Annotated in this window: 19 protein-coding genes; 10 read left to right on the forward strand and 9 right to left on the reverse strand. The window is 65.3% G+C overall.

Annotated elements, in window-relative coordinates; all coding sequences use genetic code 11:
- On the reverse strand, positions 1–1,223 hold a 1,223-nt coding region (gene icd / locus RR928_RS20460; RefSeq protein ID WP_332684016.1), incomplete at its 3' end, for an NADP-dependent isocitrate dehydrogenase.
- Positions 1,220–1,429, reverse strand: coding sequence for a hypothetical protein (locus tag RR928_RS20465; protein WP_332684019.1), 210 nt, complete (start codon positions 1,427–1,429; stop codon positions 1,220–1,222). The genes icd and RR928_RS20465, both read right to left, overlap by 4 nt.
- Positions 1,430–1,432: 3 nt before the next feature.
- Here RR928_RS20465 and RR928_RS20470 point away from each other — a divergent pair, with 3 nt between their 5' ends.
- Positions 1,433–1,942, forward strand: a complete 510-nt coding sequence (locus tag RR928_RS20470; RefSeq protein ID WP_332548982.1) for a DUF192 domain-containing protein — start codon at positions 1,433–1,435, stop codon at positions 1,940–1,942.
- 90 nt (positions 1,943–2,032) lie between these two features.
- Here the strand turns inward: RR928_RS20470 and RR928_RS20475 are convergent, their stop codons facing one another.
- The 3 genes from RR928_RS20475 to xseA form a co-directional block, all read right to left on the reverse strand.
- Positions 2,033–4,270: an NADP-dependent isocitrate dehydrogenase gene (locus RR928_RS20475; protein ID WP_332548981.1), complete on the reverse strand. Its 2,238-nt coding sequence runs from the start codon at positions 4,268–4,270 to the stop codon at positions 2,033–2,035.
- A gap of 351 nt (positions 4,271–4,621) precedes the next feature.
- On the reverse strand, positions 4,622–5,203 hold the full coding sequence (locus RR928_RS20480) for a Fe-Mn family superoxide dismutase (RefSeq protein ID WP_332548980.1): 582 nt from the start codon (positions 5,201–5,203) through the stop codon (positions 4,622–4,624).
- A 187-nt stretch (positions 5,204–5,390) separates the two neighbouring features.
- Positions 5,391–6,704 (reverse strand): exodeoxyribonuclease VII large subunit, encoded by a 1,314-nt coding sequence (xseA, locus tag RR928_RS20485; RefSeq protein WP_332539914.1) that lies wholly within the window; start codon positions 6,702–6,704, stop codon positions 5,391–5,393.
- Positions 6,705–6,844: 140 nt separating this feature from the next.
- Here xseA and RR928_RS20490 point away from each other — a divergent pair, with 140 nt between their 5' ends.
- The 6 genes from RR928_RS20490 to adk all read left to right on the forward strand — a co-directional run bounded on the left by RR928_RS20490 (position 6,845) and on the right by adk (position 10,942).
- On the forward strand, positions 6,845–7,474 hold the full coding sequence (locus RR928_RS20490) for a MotA/TolQ/ExbB proton channel family protein (protein ID WP_332539913.1): 630 nt from the start codon (positions 6,845–6,847) through the stop codon (positions 7,472–7,474).
- 20 nt (positions 7,475–7,494) lie between these two features.
- Positions 7,495–7,920 carry an ExbD/TolR family protein gene (locus RR928_RS20495; protein ID WP_332539911.1) on the forward strand — a complete coding sequence of 142 codons (426 nt, stop codon included), beginning with the start codon at positions 7,495–7,497 and terminating at the stop codon, positions 7,918–7,920.
- A 34-nt stretch (positions 7,921–7,954) separates the two neighbouring features.
- On the forward strand, positions 7,955–8,947 hold the full coding sequence (lpxK, locus tag RR928_RS20500) for a tetraacyldisaccharide 4'-kinase (protein ID WP_332539910.1): 993 nt from the start codon (positions 7,955–7,957) through the stop codon (positions 8,945–8,947).
- Between the two features lie 18 nt (positions 8,948–8,965).
- On the forward strand, positions 8,966–9,148 hold the full coding sequence (locus RR928_RS20505; RefSeq protein WP_332539908.1) for a Trm112 family protein: 183 nt from the start codon (positions 8,966–8,968) through the stop codon (positions 9,146–9,148).
- A gap of 32 nt (positions 9,149–9,180) precedes the next feature.
- On the forward strand, positions 9,181–9,966 hold the full coding sequence (kdsB, locus tag RR928_RS20510; RefSeq protein ID WP_332539915.1) for a 3-deoxy-manno-octulosonate cytidylyltransferase: 786 nt from the start codon (positions 9,181–9,183) through the stop codon (positions 9,964–9,966).
- Between the two features lie 319 nt (positions 9,967–10,285).
- Complete coding sequence (gene adk, locus RR928_RS20515) at positions 10,286–10,942, forward strand: adenylate kinase (protein ID WP_332539907.1); 657 nt, start codon at positions 10,286–10,288, stop codon at positions 10,940–10,942.
- Positions 10,943–11,001: 59 nt separating this feature from the next.
- On the opposite strand, the gene RR928_RS20520 is transcribed toward adk, so the two are convergent.
- Complete coding sequence (locus RR928_RS20520) at positions 11,002–11,982, reverse strand: asparaginase (RefSeq protein ID WP_332684023.1); 981 nt, start codon at positions 11,980–11,982, stop codon at positions 11,002–11,004.
- Positions 11,983–12,071: 89 nt separating this feature from the next.
- Between RR928_RS20520 and lexA the strand changes: the two genes are divergently transcribed.
- From lexA to RR928_RS20535, 3 genes are all read left to right on the forward strand, one after another.
- Positions 12,072–12,746: a transcriptional repressor LexA gene (lexA, locus tag RR928_RS20525; RefSeq protein ID WP_332539905.1), complete on the forward strand. Its 675-nt coding sequence runs from the start codon at positions 12,072–12,074 to the stop codon at positions 12,744–12,746.
- 112 nt (positions 12,747–12,858) lie between these two features.
- A complete protein-coding gene (locus tag RR928_RS20530; protein WP_332539904.1) occupies positions 12,859–13,158 on the forward strand; it encodes a hypothetical protein in 300 nt (99 codons plus the stop codon).
- A gap of 87 nt (positions 13,159–13,245) precedes the next feature.
- Positions 13,246–14,001 carry a PP2C family protein-serine/threonine phosphatase gene (locus RR928_RS20535; RefSeq protein ID WP_332539903.1) on the forward strand — a complete coding sequence of 252 codons (756 nt, stop codon included), beginning with the start codon at positions 13,246–13,248 and terminating at the stop codon, positions 13,999–14,001.
- 42 nt (positions 14,002–14,043) lie between these two features.
- Here the strand turns inward: RR928_RS20535 and RR928_RS20540 are convergent, their stop codons facing one another.
- From RR928_RS20540 to lpdA, 3 genes are all read right to left on the reverse strand, one after another.
- Positions 14,044–14,754, reverse strand: a complete 711-nt coding sequence (locus tag RR928_RS20540; RefSeq protein WP_332539902.1) for a hypothetical protein — start codon at positions 14,752–14,754, stop codon at positions 14,044–14,046.
- Between the two features lie 62 nt (positions 14,755–14,816).
- A complete protein-coding gene (gene zapE / locus RR928_RS20545; protein WP_332548973.1) occupies positions 14,817–15,920 on the reverse strand; it encodes a cell division protein ZapE in 1,104 nt (367 codons plus the stop codon).
- Between the two features lie 109 nt (positions 15,921–16,029).
- Complete coding sequence (gene lpdA, locus RR928_RS20550; RefSeq protein ID WP_332548972.1) at positions 16,030–17,457, reverse strand: dihydrolipoyl dehydrogenase; 1,428 nt, start codon at positions 17,455–17,457, stop codon at positions 16,030–16,032.
- Between the last annotated feature and the right edge of the window lie 210 nt (positions 17,458–17,667).

Below are 17,667 nucleotides of genomic sequence, written 5' to 3' on the forward strand. Positions count from 1 at the left end.
CAGGAAACCTGGGTCGCGCCGTCCATCATGCGCGCGAAGTCATAGGTGACCTGCTTGCTCAGAATGGCTTTTTCCAGCGACTGGATGATCAGGTCGGCGGCTTCGGTCCAGCCCATGTGGCGCAGCATCATTTCAGCGGACAGGATTTCCGATCCCGGGTTCACATAGTCCTTGCCCGCGTACTTGGGTGCCGTGCCATGCGTGGCTTCGAAACAGGCCACCGAGTCCGACATGTTGCCGCCAGGCGCGATGCCTATGCCGCCCACCTGGGCCGCGAGCGCGTCGGAGATGTAGTCGCCGTTGAGGTTGAGCGTGGCGACCACCGAGTATTCGGCCGGGCGCAGCAGGATCTGCTGCAGGAAGGCATCGGTGATCGAGTCCTTGATGACGATGTCCTTGCCGGTCTTGGGGCTCTTGAACTTGCACCACGGGCCGCCGTCGATAGGCTGGGCGCCGAATTCCTTTTGCGCCAGCGCATAGGCCCAGTCGCGAAAGCCGCCTTCGGTGAACTTCATGATGTTGCCCTTGTGCACGATGGTCACGCTGGGCTTGTCATTGTCGATCGCGTACTGGATGGCCTTGCGCACCAGGCGCTCGGTTCCTTCGATCGACACCGGCTTGATGCCAATGCCCGAAGTCTCGGGAAAGCGGATCTTCTTCACGCCCATCTCGTTGATCAGGAAATCGATCAGCTTCTTGGCCTTGTCGCTGCGCGCTTCGTATTCGATGCCCGCGTAGATGTCTTCCGAGTTCTCGCGGAAAATCACCATGTTGGTCTTCTCGGGCGACTTGAGCGGCGAAGGCACGCCCTTGAAGTACTGCACCGGGCGCAGGCAGACATAGAGGTCGAGCTCCTGGCGCAGCGCGACGTTGAGCGAGCGTATGCCCCCGCCCACGGGCGTGGTCAGCGGACCCTTGATGGAGACCACGTATTCACGCAGCACCTGCAGCGTTTCCTCTGGCAGCCAGACGTCGGGACCGTAGACGCGCGTGGCCTTCTCGCCGCCGTAGACTTCCATCCAGTGAATCTTCTTCTTGCCGCCGTAGGCCTTGGCCACGGCTGCATTCACCACCTTGAGCATGACCGGCGTGATGTCCTGGCCCGTGCCGTCGCCTTCGATATAGGGAATGATGGGCTCGTCCGGCACGTTCAACGACATGTCGGCATTGACCGTGATCTTCTGGCCTTGGGCGGGCACCTGGATATGCTGGTAGCGGGTCATTGAGAAAACTCTCCGGTGAGAACGCTGATTTCATTCAGCAAGGGGAAAAGCCCCACGATTTTAGCGACAAAGTCCTGCGAGTTTGCACCAAGATGGCGCATGGCCGGCTGCCGGATTTTGCCGCCCTTGCGCGACAGCGAGAGCCCCGATTCTGGCAGACTGCATGCATGCCTCTTTCTTTCATGCATCGTCTGAACAATTTCCACGCCATGCCTGCCTCTTCCGCCCGCTCCACCGCGCTGCGCCTGCCTTTGCGCCGCCCTGCCCTCGCTCTTGCCGCCGGCCTGCTGGCGCTGCTGGGCGCCGTCGTCACCCCCCAGGTTTCGGCCCAGGACAAGCCTCAGTTGCAGCTGCCGCGCACCGAACTGCGCGCGGGCATGTTCCGCATTGACGCCCAGGTCGCGCAGACGTTCAACGAACGCCAGACCGGCCTGATGCACCGCCAGGAAATGCCGGCGCACGAAGGCATGCTGTTCGTGTTCGAGCAGCCCGCGCGCCAGTGCTTCTGGATGAAGAACACCTTGCTGCCGCTGACGGCCGCTTTCGTCGCCGACGACGGCACCATCGTCAACCTGGCCGACATGCAGCCGCTGAGCGAAGCTTCGCACTGCTCGGCCCAGCCGGTGCGCTATGTGCTGGAGATGAACCAGGGCTGGTTCGCGCAGAAGAATCTCAAGGCCGGCGCCAAGCTCACGGGCCGACCGTTCACCAGCCGCTGACCGGCAAGAACGCAAAAAAGCCGGCGGCTGCTTTCGGCAGCCGCCGGCTTGTTGTTTTCAGCCGCGCCCCGCAGGCGGGACGCTGTGGCTTCAGGCCTTGGCCGATGCCAGTGCGGCGTTCAACGTCGCGCTGGGGCGCATTGCGGCGTCGAGCTTGGCCAGGTCGGGCTGGTAGTAGCCGCCGATGTCGACGGGCTTGCCTTGCACGGCCAGCAGTTCGGCGACGATGGTCTGCTCGTTGTCAGCCAGCTGCTTGGCCAGCGGCGCGAACTGGGCAGCCAGTTCGGCGTCGTCGGTCTGTGCGGCCAGTGCCTGGGCCCAGTACAGCGCCAGATAGAACTGGCTGCCGCGGTTGTCGAGCTGACCGGTCTTGGGCGAAGGGTTCTTGTTGTTGTCAAGCAGCTTGCCCGTGGCTTCGTCCAGCGTCTTGGCGACGATCTTGGCCTTGTTGTTGCCGTTCTTGATGCCCAGGTCTTCCAGCGACACCGCCAGCGCCAGGAACTCGCCCAGCGAATCCCAGCGCAGGTGGTTCTCTTCGACCAGCTGCTGCACATGCTTGGGAGCCGAGCCGCCGGCACCGGTTTCGTACATGCCGCCACCGGCCATCAACGGCACGATGGACAGCATCTTGGCGCTGGTGCCCAGTTCCATGATGGGGAACAGGTCGGTCAGGTAGTCGCGCAGGATGTTGCCGGTCACCGAGATGGTGTCCTGGCCGCGGATCACGCGCTCGAGCGTGTAGCGCATGGCGCGCACTTGCGACATGATCTGGATGTCCAAGCCCGTGGTGTCGTGGTCCTTGAGGTAGGTCTCGACCTTCTTGATCATCTCGGCTTCGTGCGGACGATAGGGGTCCAGCCAGAACACCGCAGGCATGCCCGAGTTGCGCGCGCGCGTCACGGCCAGCTTGACCCAGTCGCGGATCGCGGCGTCCTTGACCTGGCACATGCGCCAGATGTCGCCGGCTTCGACGTTCTGCGACAGCAGCACTTCGCCCGTGGCCAGATCGACGATGTTGGCGACGCCGCCTTCGGGCAGTTCGAACGTCTTGTCGTGCGAGCCGTACTCCTCGGCCTGCTGGGCCATCAGGCCCACGTTGGGCACGGTGCCCATGGTCACGGGGTCGAAGTTGCCGTTGGTCTTGCAGAAGTTGATGACTTCCTGGTAGATGCGGGCGAAAGTCGACTCGGGGATCACGGCCTTCGTGTCCTTGGGCTTGCCGTCGGCGCCCCACATCTTGCCGCCGATGCGGATCATCGCGGGCATGGATGCGTCGACGATCACGTCGTTGGGCGCGTGCAGGTTGGTGATGCCCTTGGCGGAGTCGACCATGGCCAGCTCGGGACGGTGCTCGTGGCAGGCGTGCAGGTCGCGGATGATTTCCTCTTTCTTCGAGGTCGGCAGCGTCGCGATCTTGTCGTACAGGTTGACCATGCCGTTGTTGACGTTCACACCGAGTTCGTCAAACAGCTTGCCGTGCTTCTCGAAAGCTTCCTTGTAGAAGATGCGCACGGCGTGGCCGAAGACGATGGGGTGGGACACCTTCATCATCGTTGCCTTGACGTGCAGCGACAGCATCACGCCGGTCTTGCGTGCGTCCTCGAACTGGTATTCATAGAAGTCGCACAGCGCCTTCTTGCTCATGAACATGCTGTCGATGATTTCGCCGGCCAGCAGGGAAACCTTGGGCTTGAGCACCAGGGTCTTGCCGCTGGTGGTCACGAGTTCCATCTTGACGTCGCGCGCATGGTCCAGCGTCATCGACTTTTCGCCATGGTAGAAGTCGCCGTGCAGCATGTGCGCCACGTGGCTGCGCGAAGCCATGCTCCACTCGCCCATGCTGTGCGGGTTCTTGCGCGCGTAGTTCTTCACGGCGGCAGGTGCGCGGCGGTCGGAATTGCCTTCGCGCAGCACGGGGTTCACGGCGCTGCCCAGGCACTTGGAGTAGCGCTTGAGGATGGCCTTGTCTTCATCGCTCTTGGGATCTTCGGGGAAATCGGGCACGGCATAGCCCTTGCCCTGGAGTTCCTTGATCGCGCTGACCAACTGGTGCACCGAAGCGCTGATGTTGGGCAGCTTGATGATGTTGGTCTCGGGCAGCAGCGTCAGACGACCCAGCTCGGCCAGGTTGTTCGGGACCTTCTGTTCTTCGGTCAGGTATTCGGGGAACTCGCCCAGAATGCGTGCCGCCACCGAGATGTCGCTGGTTTCGACATTGACGCCCGCGGGCGCGGTGAACGCACGCACGATGGGCAGGAAAGCGCTGGTCGCGAGGCGCGGCGCCTCATCGGTCAGGGTATAGATGATGGTGGATTGCTGGGTGCTCATCTCTTGTCTCAGGTAGTAAAAGGGGTCTTCAAGCCGCCGGCCAGCCTCGCGCCGCGCAGTCCGATGGAGTGATCCAGGAGGATTGTGCGCGCGCCGCAAAAACTGTTAGCAATTTTTTGCAACGGGTTCTCACAATGCAAAAATTCTAACCCGAGCCGGCCGCTTTTTTCTTATGTCTTGTATAAGAGTTGGTCTTTCTCCCCGCTTTACCGACTGGGACAAACCCGAGGCAGGGCCGAAAAATATTTGCCGCAGTGCAGCAATTGCGTGTAGCAGCGGCGAAAAAAAAAGCCTGAAGCGGGCGCTTCAGGCTTTTTGTCACGCAACGGGCAGCATGCTGCCCGGCCATGCTCAGGCGAAGTTGGCTTGCGCGAACTTCCAGTTCACCAGCTTGTCGAGGAAAGTCTCGACGAACTTGGGACGTGCATTGCGGTAGTCGATGTAGTAGGCATGTTCCCAGACGTCGACGGTCAGCAGCGCCTTGTCTTCGGTCGTCAGGGGCGTGCCGGCAGCGCCGGTGTTGACGATGTCGACCGAGCCGTCGGCCTTCTTCACCAGCCAGGTCCAGCCCGAACCGAAGTTGCCCACGGCCGACTTGACGAAGCTTTCCTTGAAGGCGGCGTAGCTGCCCCACTTCTGGTTGATCGCGTCGGCCAGCGCGCCGGTGGGCTCGCCGCCGCCGTTGGGGGTCAGGCAGTTCCAGAAGAACGTGTGGTTCCAGATCTGGGCAGCGTTGTTGTAGATGCCGCCGGACGAACGCTTGATGATCTCTTCGAGGCTCATCGATTCGAATTCCGTGCCCTTTTGCAGGTTGTTCAGGTTCACGACGTAAGCGTTGTGGTGCTTGCCGTGGTGGTACTCGAGCGTTTCCTGGCTGTAGTGGGGAGCCAGAGCGTCAATCGCGTAAGGCAGGGGTGGCAGGGTATGTTCCATGGTGTTTTCCTCGTGGTGGTTTGAATTCTTCACAGCCCGGGCCTTTCAGCCCGCAGATCTGATGGGGCCCGGGCACGCGGCGCAGTCCTCACAACAGACATTGTAGGAACAACCGCGGGCCGCGCGCAGCATATGCTTAAGCTGCGGCCATGTTTCGCTGGTGTCCGACAGCCGCTATGCGGTTTCTCTACAGCAAGCGCGGATGGACAACGGTCAGATCGATGTCGCCGTCCGACAGCGAGGCGCGCAGTGCATCGCCGGGCCGGGCCTGGGCGACGCGCGTCACTGCCTGGCCCTTGCCATCGGTCAGCAGTGCATAGCCGCGCTGCAGCGCATGGCGCGGATCGAGCAGCTCCAGGCGCAGCGCCGCGCGCTCCAGCCGGCGCTGCTGGGTTTCAAGCCCGCGCTGCAGGCCCTGCGGAATCTGGCGCGCGAGCTGCTGCTGGATATGCTGCTGGCGCTGCAGCCGCAGCTGCATCGCATGGCGCAGGCGCTGGGCGCTGCGCGCGAGCTGCAGCTGGTTGCGGCCCAACTGGCCCGAAGGCCGGCCCAGGCGCTGGCTTGCATGGTCCAGCCGCTGCTGCTGGCGGTCCAGGTGGCGCTGCGCGGCCGCCTGCAGGCGCTGCGCGCCCTGGGCCAGCTCGGCCAGCCAGCTGTCGCGCGGCAGCGACACCAGTTCGGCCGCGGCCGTGGGCGTGGGCGCGCGCAGATCGGCGCAGAAATCGGCGATGGTGAAATCGGTCTCGTGGCCCACGCCGCTGACCAGCGGCACCGGGCTTTGCACGATCAGCCGGGCGAGCTGCTCGTCGTTGAATGCCCAGAGATCTTCCATCGAGCCGCCGCCGCGCACCAGCAGGATCACGTCGATCACCGGCCCGGCCTTTTGCGCCGCCGCTTCGGGTTCGGCCATGCGGTAGAGCTGGGTCAGCGCGTCGCGCAGCGATTGCGGCGCGGCCGCGCCCTGCACCAGCGCCGGCACCAGCACCACGGGAATATGCGGCACGCGCCGGCGCAGCGCCGTGACCACGTCGTGCAGTGCGGCCGCGCCCAGCGAGGTCACCAGGCCTATGCCGCGCGGCATCGCGGGCAGGCGGCGCTTGCGCTCGGCGTCGAACAGGCCTTCGGCCTGCAGCTGGGCTTTGAGGCGCAGGAACTGCTCGAACCATGCACCCTGGCCCGCGCGCTGCAGGCTGTCGACAATCAACTGCAGATCGCCGCGCTGCTCGTAGACGCCCAGCTTGCCGCGCAGCTCGACGAGCTCGCCGTCGCGCGGCGAAAAATCGAGCTGCATGGCCGCGCGGCGGAACATCGCGCAGCGGATCTGGCCTTGCGCATCCTTGATGCTGAAATAGCAGTGGCCGCTGGCGGCACGCGAAAAGCCGGTGATTTCACCGCGCACCGTGACCGGGTTGAAACGCGCCTGCAGCGCATCGGCGACCGCCCGGCACAGCGCGCCCACTTCCCAGACCGTGGCCCGGGGCGGCTCGGAAAAATCATACATACGGAAAAACGCTTTCTAAAAATGCCCGCGGTGCAGGCCCGCTCTCCAGCGCCGCGCAGCATTCGTTGGAACTTTGCATCCGTGGGGCTCGGCGCCTGGGCCATAATCCCGAGCTGCACCCCTTCGCCTGGAGAGAGTAATTGCTGTCGATCATACAAGCCGCAGGTTGGCCCATCTGGCCATTGATTGCCTGCTCCATCCTGGCGCTGGCGCTGGTTTTCGAACGTTTCATGGCGCTCAAGACCGCCCGCGTCGCGCCCCCCCAACTGCTTGACGAAGCCCTTGCAGTCTCGTCCAGGGGCGTGCCCGCACCCGATGTGGTGCAGCAGCTCGCGCAGAACTCCACGCTGGGCGAAGTGCTGGCCAGCGGCCTGCGCACGCTGCATGTGCACCCCGCGGCTTCCGAGGAGGAGCTGCGTGCAGCCGTCGAAGGCGCGGGCCGCGCCGCGGCGCACAAGCTGGAAAAATACCTGAGCGCGCTGGCCACCATCGCTTCGGCTGCGCCCCTGCTGGGCCTGCTGGGCACGGTGATCGGCATGATAGAGATCTTCGGCTCGCAAGGCGGCAGCGCCGCGGCGGGCAGCGGCGACCCGGCGCAGCTCGCGCGCGGTATCTCGATCGCACTCTACAACACCGCCTTCGGCCTGATCGTGGCGATTCCCGCGCTGATCTTCTGGCGCTATTTCCGTGCGCGTGTCGACGAATACCTGCTGACGCTGGAGCTTTCGGCCGAGCAGTTCGTGCGCCACCTGTCCCGGCTGCGCAAGTAAGCCAAACCGAGGCCTGCCCGATGAATTTCCGTCCCCGCCACCGCGACGAGCCCGAGATCAACCTGATCCCGTTCATTGACGTGCTGCTGGTGGTCCTGATCTTTCTGATGCTGTCGACCACCTACAGCAAATTCACCGAACTGCAGCTCACGCTGCCGGTCGCCAACGTCGAGCAGCAGCGCAACCGCCCGCAGGAAATCATCGTTTCCGTGGCCGCGGACGGCCGCTATGCGATCAACAAGACCGCGCTCGCCGACACCAGCGTCGCCGCCCTCACCCAGGGCCTGGCCGGGCTGGCGCAGGCCGGCCCCGAAAGCGTGCTGATCATCAGCGCGGACGCCACCGCCCCCCACCAGGCGGTGATTTCCGTGATGGAAGCCGCACGCCGTGCGGGCCTGTCGCAGATCACGTTCGCGACCCAGTCGTCCAAGCCCGAGCGGCGCTGAGCGCGCCTTTCGCCGGCCGGCCGCTCTTTCCCTGATGGCCTCTTCCTCCCAGCTGCCGCACACCGCCTGGCGCCGACGCGGGCCGCTGGCCTGGGCGCTGTGGCCGCTGTCGCTGCTCTACGGCGCGCTGGTGCGCCTGCGCCGCGCGCTGTATGCGGCCGGGCTGCTGCGCCGCCAGCATGCAGGCATTCCCGTGATCGTGGTCGGCAATGTGATTGCCGGCGGCGCGGGCAAGACGCCGGTCACGCTGGCCGTGGTGCGCCATCTGCAGCAATGTGGCCTGGCCGTGGGAATCGTCTCGCGCGGCTACGGCCGCAGCACCCAGGACTGCCGCGAGGCCAGACCCGACAGCCCGGCCGACAGCGTGGGCGATGAACCCGCGCTGCTGGCGCGCACCAGCGGCGCGCCGGTGTTCGTCGCGCGCGCGCGCATCGACGCTGTTCGGGCGCTGCGCGCGCAGTATCCGGCCACGCAGGTCATCGTCTGCGACGACGGTCTGCAGCATCTGGCGCTGGCGCGCGATGTCGAGCTGTGCGTGTTCAACGACGAAGGCACGGGCAACGGCTTTCTGCTGCCCGCGGGCCCGCTGCGCGAGCCCTGGCCGCGCAAGGTGGACATCGTGCTGCACGCGGGCGCACGGCCCACGGGCAGCGCCCCCGCATTCGCGCTGCAGCGCCGGCTCGCAACCCATGCGCACAATGGGCGCGGCGAACGCATTGCATTGACCGCGCTGCGCGACCAGCCGCTGCACGCGCTCGCGGCCGTCGCCCGGCCCGCGGACTTTTTTGCGATGCTGCAAGCCCAGGGCCTGACGCTGGCCGTGACCGAGGCTTTGCCCGATCACTATAATTTTGAGAGCTGGAGCGGCATGAACAGCAAAGCCCAAGCGCTGATCTGCACCGAAAAGGACGCAGTCAAGCTGTGGGCGCTGCGCCCCGATGCCTGGGCCGTGCCGCTGGAAATATCCATTGCCGAGGGATTCTTCCCTGCCCTGGAGCAGGCTCTCTCACTATCATCGAAACACTGATCTTCTTTTCCTACCGCCATGGACGCCAAATTCCTCGAACTGCTCGTCTGCCCTGTGACCAAGGGCCCTCTGACCTATGACCGCGAGCGCCAGGAACTGGTCTCGCGCAGCGCGCGCCTGGCCTATCCCGTGCGCGACGGCATGCCCATCCTGCTGGAAAACGAAGCGCGCACACTGAGCGACGAGGAAGTCGAAGCGTGACCACCGGCACGCATCCCCACCCCGCTCCCGCGCTGTTCACCAGCAGCGGCTTCACGGTGCTGATTCCCGCGCGCATGGCATCGAGCCGCCTGCCCGACAAGCCGCTCGCGGACATCGCGGGCCTGCCCATGGTGGTGCGCGTCGCCCAGCGCGCGCTGCTGAGCCAGGCGACGAAAGTCGTGGTCGCGGCGGACGACGAACGCATCATCGAAGCCTGCGAAGCCCATGGCGTGCAGGCCATTCTCACGCGCGCCGACCATGCGAGCGGCAGCGACCGCCTGGCCGAAGCCTGCGAACAGCTGGACCTCGACGGCAGCGATTGCGTGGTCAACGTCCAGGGCGACGAACCGCTGATCAACCCGCAGCTGATCGACGCCGTTGCGCGCCTGCTGGCCGACCGCCCCGAAGCCAGCATGGGCACGGCCGCCCACGCGATCGACACGCTCGAAGACTGGCGCAATCCAAACGTGGTCAAGGTGGTCTGCGACGCCCAAGGCCTGGCCCACTATTTCAGCCGCGCGCCGATACCGTTCGCGCGCGACCACGCCAACGAGGCCTGGTGGAGCAATCCCGCGGCGCTTGGCGGCCATGCGGGTTTCGCACCGCTGCGCCATGTGGGCATCTACAGCTACCGCGCAGGCTTTCTGCGCAGCTTCCCCCAGCTGGCGCCCGCGCCCACCGAAGCGCTCGAAGCGCTCGAACAGCTGCGTGCGCTGTGGCATGGCCACAAAATCGCCGTGCATGTGACCCAGGAGGCGCCGGGCGCCGGTGTCGACACGCCTGCCGACCTCGAGCGCGTGCGCGCGCTGCTGGGCTGAGCGCCATGAGAGGGCAACATGCAACGATTTGCCCTCGCGGCTTGCATAAATCTCTATGATTTCAACCACTACTTTCTGAAATAACAGAAAATCAAAACAACTCGCAAATTCAGGGAGCGCACGAACAGCGCAGGCGGCAACGCCTGACTGGCCACTTTGCCCGGCAGCGCCGGTGTCACGAATCCATCCGCTGCGCGCAGTCCACAAGGCTGCACGCGTGCTATCCTTGCCGCGAAAAAACGCGACATGGCCTGCGCCGGCGCAGCTGCCGGCAGGGCCCATCGTCGCCCAAAAATATTTCAACACTTCGAGGATTTCCATGAAACTGATTTTGTTGGGCGCTCCCGGCGCCGGCAAAGGCACACAGGCTGCTTTCATCTGCCAGAAGTACGGCATCCCGCAAATCTCGACCGGCGACATGCTGCGGGCTGCCGTCAAGGCCGGAACGCCTCTGGGCCAGCAGGCCAAGGCCGTGATGGACGCGGGCCAGCTGGTCAGCGACGAGATCATCATCGGTCTGGTCAAGGAACGCATACAGCAGGAAGACTGTGCCAACGGCTTCCTGTTCGACGGCTTTCCGCGCACCATTCCCCAGGCCGATGCCATGAAGGCCGCGGGCGTGAAGCTCGATTACGTGCTGGAAATCGATGTGCCGTTCGACGCCATCATCGAACGTATGAGCGGCCGCCGCTCGCACCCCGCTTCGGGCCGCACCTACCACGTCAAGTTCAACCCGCCCAAGGTGGCCGGCAAGGACGACGTGACCGGCGAAGATCTGGTGCAGCGTGAGGACGACAAGGAAGAAACCGTGAAGAAGCGCCTGCAGGTCTACAGCGACCAGACGCGTCCGCTGGTCGACTACTACCGTCAATGGGCCGAAAAGGACGCCGCACAGGCGCCCCAGTACCGCGCCATCAGCGGCATGGGCACGGTCGAAGAGATCACCGCGCGCGCGCTGGCCGCCCTGGCCAGCTGATTGACACTGCCGCCGCAAGAGGCCGCACCTTCGGGCAGCGGCCTTTTTTGCGTCCTGTTCTAGCCGCGCTGCGCCAACAATTCCAGCTGCAGGCTGATGCGCGCCTTGAACGGCGGCAGATCCACAGGCCTGGGCTGCGATGCGTGCTGCGCGGCCATGCCCTGCGCCGCCACCAGTTGCCCTTCGCCGCAGCGCGTGCTGATCCACACCGGCACGCGCTTGTGCAGCGCGCGCTGCAGCGCCGGTTCGAGCGCGCGGTGCAGCGTGCCGTTGCCAGTGGCCGCAACCACCAGGCCTTGCACGCCCTGTGCCAGCAGCGCATCGACCGCGCGGCCGTCGCAGCCCGCATGGCTGCTCACGACTTCGACCCAGGGCCAGTCGCTGTCCGGCAGGTTCGCCACATCGCCTGGCCAGGCCGCGCCACCGGCGGCGGCGCCGACTGGCCGCTGCTGCCAGCGCACCTGCCCTTCTTCCACCCAGCCAAGCACGCCCTGCTCGGCCGAAGAAAACGCATCGACCCGGTAAGGGTGGAGCTTGCGCACCGCGCGCGCGCCGTGCACCTGGCCGGCGGCGACCACCAGCACGCCCGCGGCATGCGCATCGACAGCGCAGGCCACGGCGTCGCGCAGGTTCTGCGGACCATCGGCCAGCAGCGCGGTCGCGGGGCGCATCGCGCAGGTCAGCACCACGGGCTTGCTGCCCGATGGCAGCACCTGCTGCAGGAACCACGCGGTCTCTTCAAGCGTGTCCGTGCCATGGGTAATGACCAAGGCCCGCACATCGTCGCGCGCCAGCCAATGCACGCAGCGGCGCGCGAGCGCGACCCAGGTCGCGGCATCCATGTCCTTGCTGTCGAGCTGCGCCACCTGTTCGGTCAGCAGCCCGCCGCCTGCGACCTCGCCGAGGTCGGGAACAGCCGCGAGCAGTTGCTCCACGCCCAACTGGGCTGCGGTATAGCCCACGGCCTGCGATGCATGGGCCGCGGTGCCCGCAATCGTGCCGCCTGTGGCCAATATGACCACATTATTTGAATTGACCACTTGCGGCCCCTTGAAAACTGGTGAAAAATACAGTCACTGTATAAAAGAACAGATTGCTTTAGCCAGCACCCATCTGCACAAGGACTGCCATGCTCGATCATCCCAAGCTCACACCGCGACAGCAGCAAATCCTGGACCTGATCCAGTCTGCCATCGAGCGCACCGGCGCACCTCCGACACGCGCCGAAATTGCCGGCACGCTGGGCTTTCGTTCCGCCAACGCCGCCGAAGAACATCTGAAGGCCCTGGCGCGCAAAGGCGTGATCGAACTGGTCAGCGGTACATCGCGCGGCATACGCCTGCGCCATGACACCGTGCGCAACATCAACGCCGCGCGCGGCGCGATCTTCACCTCGCCGCTGGCGGCCATGGCTTCGCTGGTGCTGCCTCTGGTCGGTCGCGTGGCCGCTGGTTCGCCCATCCTGGCGCAGGAACATATCGATCAGACCTATGCGGTCGAGCCCAGCCTGTTCCAGGCCAAGCCCGATTACCTGCTCAAGGTGCGCGGCATGTCGATGCGCGACGCCGGCATCATGGACGGCGACCTGTTGGCTGTACAGGCCAGCAAGGATGCACGCGACGGCCAGATTGTAGTCGCGCGCCTGGGTGACGAAGTGACAGTCAAGCGCCTGCGCCGCACGCGCACCGGCATAGAGCTGCTGCCCGAAAATCCCGATTTTCCCGTCATCCACGTCAAGCCCGACGAGCCTTTCGCGATCGAAGGCCTGGCCGTCGGGCTGATACGCAACAGCATGTTCATGTAACAGGCTTTCCCCCGCAGGGCCTTGCGGCCCCTGCATTGCACCTCTCGACCAAGGCCACGGCCCGGTCGAAGCACGGCTGCGGCCGTCCTAGTACCTTTGCTGGAGATATCACATGCAATTTGCTTTGCAGGCCTTGCCTTTCTCGCGCCACGCCCAGAACGACACGCTTTTTGACCTTTTGAGCGCCAAGCCAGACGCTCTATCCGGCTGCGTCGCGCGGCCTGCCCCGCGCTGCGCGCCGGTCGCCCGCCTGCCGCTTTGCCCGCCCAGCGCGCGCGGCGGCGTGCGCATACTGCGCAACGAAGGCCCAAGCCACGGTGGCCAGGGCGGGCGTCTGCTGATTTCCGGGCGCATGGCCGATGTCTGCGCCGCGCTCAACCGCCTGGCCTTCAACGAGTACGCCTGCGGCTGAATCGGGCTGGGTCCGTACAGGCTGTGAAATCCTGCCGCTACACTGTCGGCTAGCGGATTTCGCCCCCTTTGGGTGGCCGCAGTGCCCATGCCCCCCTCTTTTCGACTTCTTGCCTCGACAGGACTGCACCGCGGTGACCGTGAGTACCAGCAGGACCAGGTCCTGCTGCTGACGCACGCACGCGTGCATGGCTGCGTGCTGGGCGTGATCGCCGACGGTATGGGCGGGCGCAGCGGCGGGCGCAAGGCTTCGGACCAGGTCATGCTCACCTGCAGCCAGCTGTTCGAGCGCTACGACCCGGCGAGCGACGACGCGATGGAGCTGTTGCAAACCATGGTGCATGAAGCGCATACCGTGATCCGGCTCACGGCGCTGTCGGCCGAGCAGGAGCCGCACAGCACCATGGCCGCGTTCATCGTCCAGCCCAGCGGCGCCTGCCATTGGGTGCACTCGGGTGATTCACGCATCTACCATTTCCACGACGACCACCTGCTGCACCGCACGCGCGATCATTCTTACGTGCAGACGCTGGTCGACCGCGGCGAGCTGACCGAAATGCAGGCGCACAACCACCCGCAATCGAACATTCTGGTCGGTTGCCTGGGCGCGGCTTCGGTGCCACCCGCGACCCCGCACCATATCGCCCAATTGCAGCCCGGCCACACGCTGCTGGCCTGCAGCGACGGCGTCTGGCACTACTTCACTGCCGACGAACTGGCCTTGGTGCTGCAGGCGCTGCCGCCGCGCGCTGCGGCCGAATCGCTGATACGCCAGGCGCGTGCGCGCGCTGGCGGCGGTGGCGACAATCTGAGCCTGGCGATCGTCAAAATCGAAGCGCTGTAGTAACAGGCTTCGACAAACCCGAACGCCCCCCGAGAGCGCCGATTACGGCGCGGCGCGCGGCAGCGGCGCGGCCTTGGGCTTGTCGGACTCCAGGGCCTTGGCGCGTTGGCGCTCGCGGTTCTGCTGGGCTTCGCGCTGCTTTTCTTCATAGCGCTGGCGCGAGGCCGCGCGGCGCTCGGCTTCGGAGGCCTGCTTGCGCGCCTGCTCGGCCGTATGGGACTGCTCATGCTGGCTTTGCGCCTGGGCGCGCTCGCGCGCCTGCTGCGCGCGCAGCGCCTGCGCTTCGACCAGGTCCTTGGCCGTGGGTGCGGCTGGCGGCGCCGATGCAGGCACGGTCGGCGACTTCGGCGCGCGCACCTTGCCTTCAACGCCTGGCTTGGGGCCGGTCTGCTGGTTCTTCTCTTCGACTTTCTGCTCGATCGACAGCAGCCGTGCGGCCGACTTCTCGCGCCGCTCGACCGCGTTGATCGCGCTTTCCTGATCGCGCAAGGCGTTGTCCGCGAGGCGCGCGCGCGTGCGCGTCGCGCTCAGGCAATCCTCGACCGCAAAGCGCTTGTAGCAGGCGGCTTCCTCCTGGCTGCGGCGCTGCTGTATGGCCTTGCGCTCGGCGGTGATGCGCGCGCGCTCGGCATCGCGCTGCTGCTTGACGGCGGCGCGCTGGGCCTTGGTGGCGCCGCTGTCCAACACGGGCGCCTTTTCCGCGACCGTATCGGCGGCCTGCGCCAGGGCCGCGCCCCAAGGCAGGGCAAGCATCAGGGCGGCAGTGAGCAGCGAGGCGCGAGTACGGAACAACAGGCGGTGCATGGGCATAGGCGTCAGGTCAGGCTGGTATCCACAAGGCGGTGCTCGAGCGCCAGGAACTCCTGGGACTGCATCTCGTTGAGGCGCGACACAGTGCGCGGAAACTCGTGCGCGAGCGGTCCTTCAGTGTAGAGCTGCTCGGGAGCCACTGCCGCCGACAGGATGATTTTGACGCGGCGATCATAAAGCACATCGATCAGCCAGGTGAAACGCCGTGCGGGCGAAGCCATGTTGACCGGCATGAACGGCACGTCCGACAGCAGCACGGTATGGAACTGCGTGGCGATCTCGAGGTAGTCGTTCTGCGAGCGCGGGCCGCCGCACAATGTCCTGAAGTCGAACCAGACCACGCCGCCCGCGCGCCGGCGCGCACGGATCTCGCGCGCCTCGATGTGCAGCACCGGATCTTCGTCATGGACTTCGGCCAGCTGGTTGAACGCCTCTTCCATCGCGGCATCGGCCTCGGCGCCCAGCGGCGTATGGTAGAGCTTGACCATTTCGAGCGTACGCCGGCGATAGTCAGTGCCGTTGTCGACATTGACGATTTCCATGCGCTCGTTGAGCAAGGCGATCGCCGGCAGGATGCGGTCGCGGTGCAGACCGTTGGGATAGAGGCCGTCGGGCACGAAGTTGGAGGTGGTCACAAAGCCCACGCCGTTGTCGAACAGCGCGACCAGCAGCCGGTACAGAATCATCGCGTCTGTGATGTCCGCGACATGGAATTCGTCGAAGCAGATGAGCTTGTAGCGCTTGGCGATGTTGGCCGCGAGCACGTCGAGCGGGTCCTGCACGCCTTGCAGGCCCGCGAGCTCGCGGTGCACTTCGCGCATGAATTCGTGGAAATGCAGGCGCGCCTTGCGCTTGATGGGCACGGCCTCGAAGAAGCATTCCATCAGAAAGCTCTTGCCGCGGCCGACACCGCCATACATGTAGACGCCGCGCGGAATCTCGGGACGGTTGATCAGCTTCTTGAATGCATTCGATCGCTTGCCCTTGTAGGCAGCCCATTCATCCGCGCAGCGCTGCAAGGCCTCGACGGCGCGCAACTGGGCAGGATCGCTTTTGAAACCTTTGGCAAGCAACTCGGCCTCATAGGCCTCACGAACAGACTGGGACATGCGAGCGGGGGTGTGAAATGACAAAAGCCGAAAGCACCTGGAAGCCAGGCCCTTTCGGCGGATGCGGCACCCTGAAACCGGTTCAGGGGCCGCTGCGAACGCACTGGAATCAGAAGTTCAGCGTGCGCTTGTCGACGGCCAGGGCCGCTTCCTTGGTCGATTCCGACAGCGAAGGATGGGCGTGGCAGATGCGGGCGATGTCTTCGCTCGATGCCTTGAACTCCATGGCCACGACGGCTTCGGCAATCAGCTCGGACACCATGGGGCCGACCATGTGCACGCCCAGGATCTCGTCGGTCTCGGCGTCGGCCAGGAACTTGACCATGCCGGTCGTGTCGCCCAGTGCGCGCGCGCGGCCGTTGGCCAGGAACGGGAAGGTGCCGGCCTTGTACTTGACGCCGTCGGCCTTGAGCTGCTGCTCGGTGCGGCCCACCCATGCGATTTCGGGGCTGGTGTAAATGACCCAGGGCAGCGTCGCGAAGTTCACATGGCCGTGCTGGCCGGCAATGCGCTCGGCCACGGCCACGCCTTCTTCTTCGGCCTTGTGCGCAAGCATGGGGCCACGCACCACGTCGCCCACGGCCCAGACGCCAGGTAGGTTGGTCTTGCAGTCGTCGTCAACGACGATGGCGCCGCGCTCGTCGAGCGCCAGACCCACGGCTTCGGCGTTCAGGCCTATGGTGTTGGCGGTGCGGCCGATGGACACGATCAGCTTGTCGACAGCCAGCGTCACGGCTTCGCCCTTGGCGTTGGTGTAGGCCACGGTCACGCCCTTGTCGCTGACCTGGATGTCACCGACCTTGACACCGGTCTCGATCTTCAGGCCTTGCTTGTCGAAAGCCTTCTTGGCTTCCTTGGCGATCTGCTCGTCGACCACGGGCAGGAACTTGTCCTGGCCTTCCAGCACGGTCACGTCCGTGCCCAGGCGGCGCCAGACCGAGCCCATTTCCAGGCCGATCACGCCGGCGCCGATCAGGCCCAGCGAAGCGGGCGTCGCGCCCAGGCGCAGCGCGCCGTCGTTCGACAGCACGTTGACTTCGTCGAACGGCACGCCGGGCAGCGCGCGGGCGTTGGAGCCCGTGGCGATCACGATCTGCTTGGCGGTCAGCGTTTCTTCTTCCTTGCCGGCGACGCGGATTTCGTAGCCGCCGTCAGCGGCCTTGACGAACGAGCCACGGCCGTGGAAGAACGTGACCTTGTTCTTCTTGAACAGGTACAGGATGCCGTCGTTGTTCTGCTTCACGATCGCGTCCTTGCGGCCGATCATCTTGGCGACATCCATGCCGACTTCGCCGGTCGAGATGCCGTGGTCGGCAAAGTGCAGACGCGCGTGCTCGAAATGCTCGGACGACTGCAGCAGCGCCTTGGAGGGGATGCAGCCGACGTTGGTGCAGGTGCCGCCGGGTGCGGGGCCGCCCTTTTCGTTCTTCCATTCGTCGATACAGGCGACGTTGAAGCCCAGCTGGGCTGCGCGGATGGCGGCGATGTAGCCGCCGGGGCCGGCGCCGATCACGATGACGTCAAATTGCTTGCTCATGTCTCAATACTCTCTCAATGCATTTGGGAAAAAACCCACCGCCGGGCGTTGCGCCGCTAGGGGCGGGCCGGGGTGGGTTTTGATGGGGCTAGTGGACCTGACCAGCGCGGTGGTTTACAGGTCGAACAGCAGGCGTGCGGGATCTTCCAGCGCGTCCTTCATGGCCACCAGGCCCAGCACGGCTTCGCGGCCGTCGATGATGCGGTGGTC

It is taken from the genome of Comamonas sp., from assembly GCF_036666375.1.
Lineage (GTDB): Bacteria > Pseudomonadota > Gammaproteobacteria > Burkholderiales > Burkholderiaceae_C > Comamonas.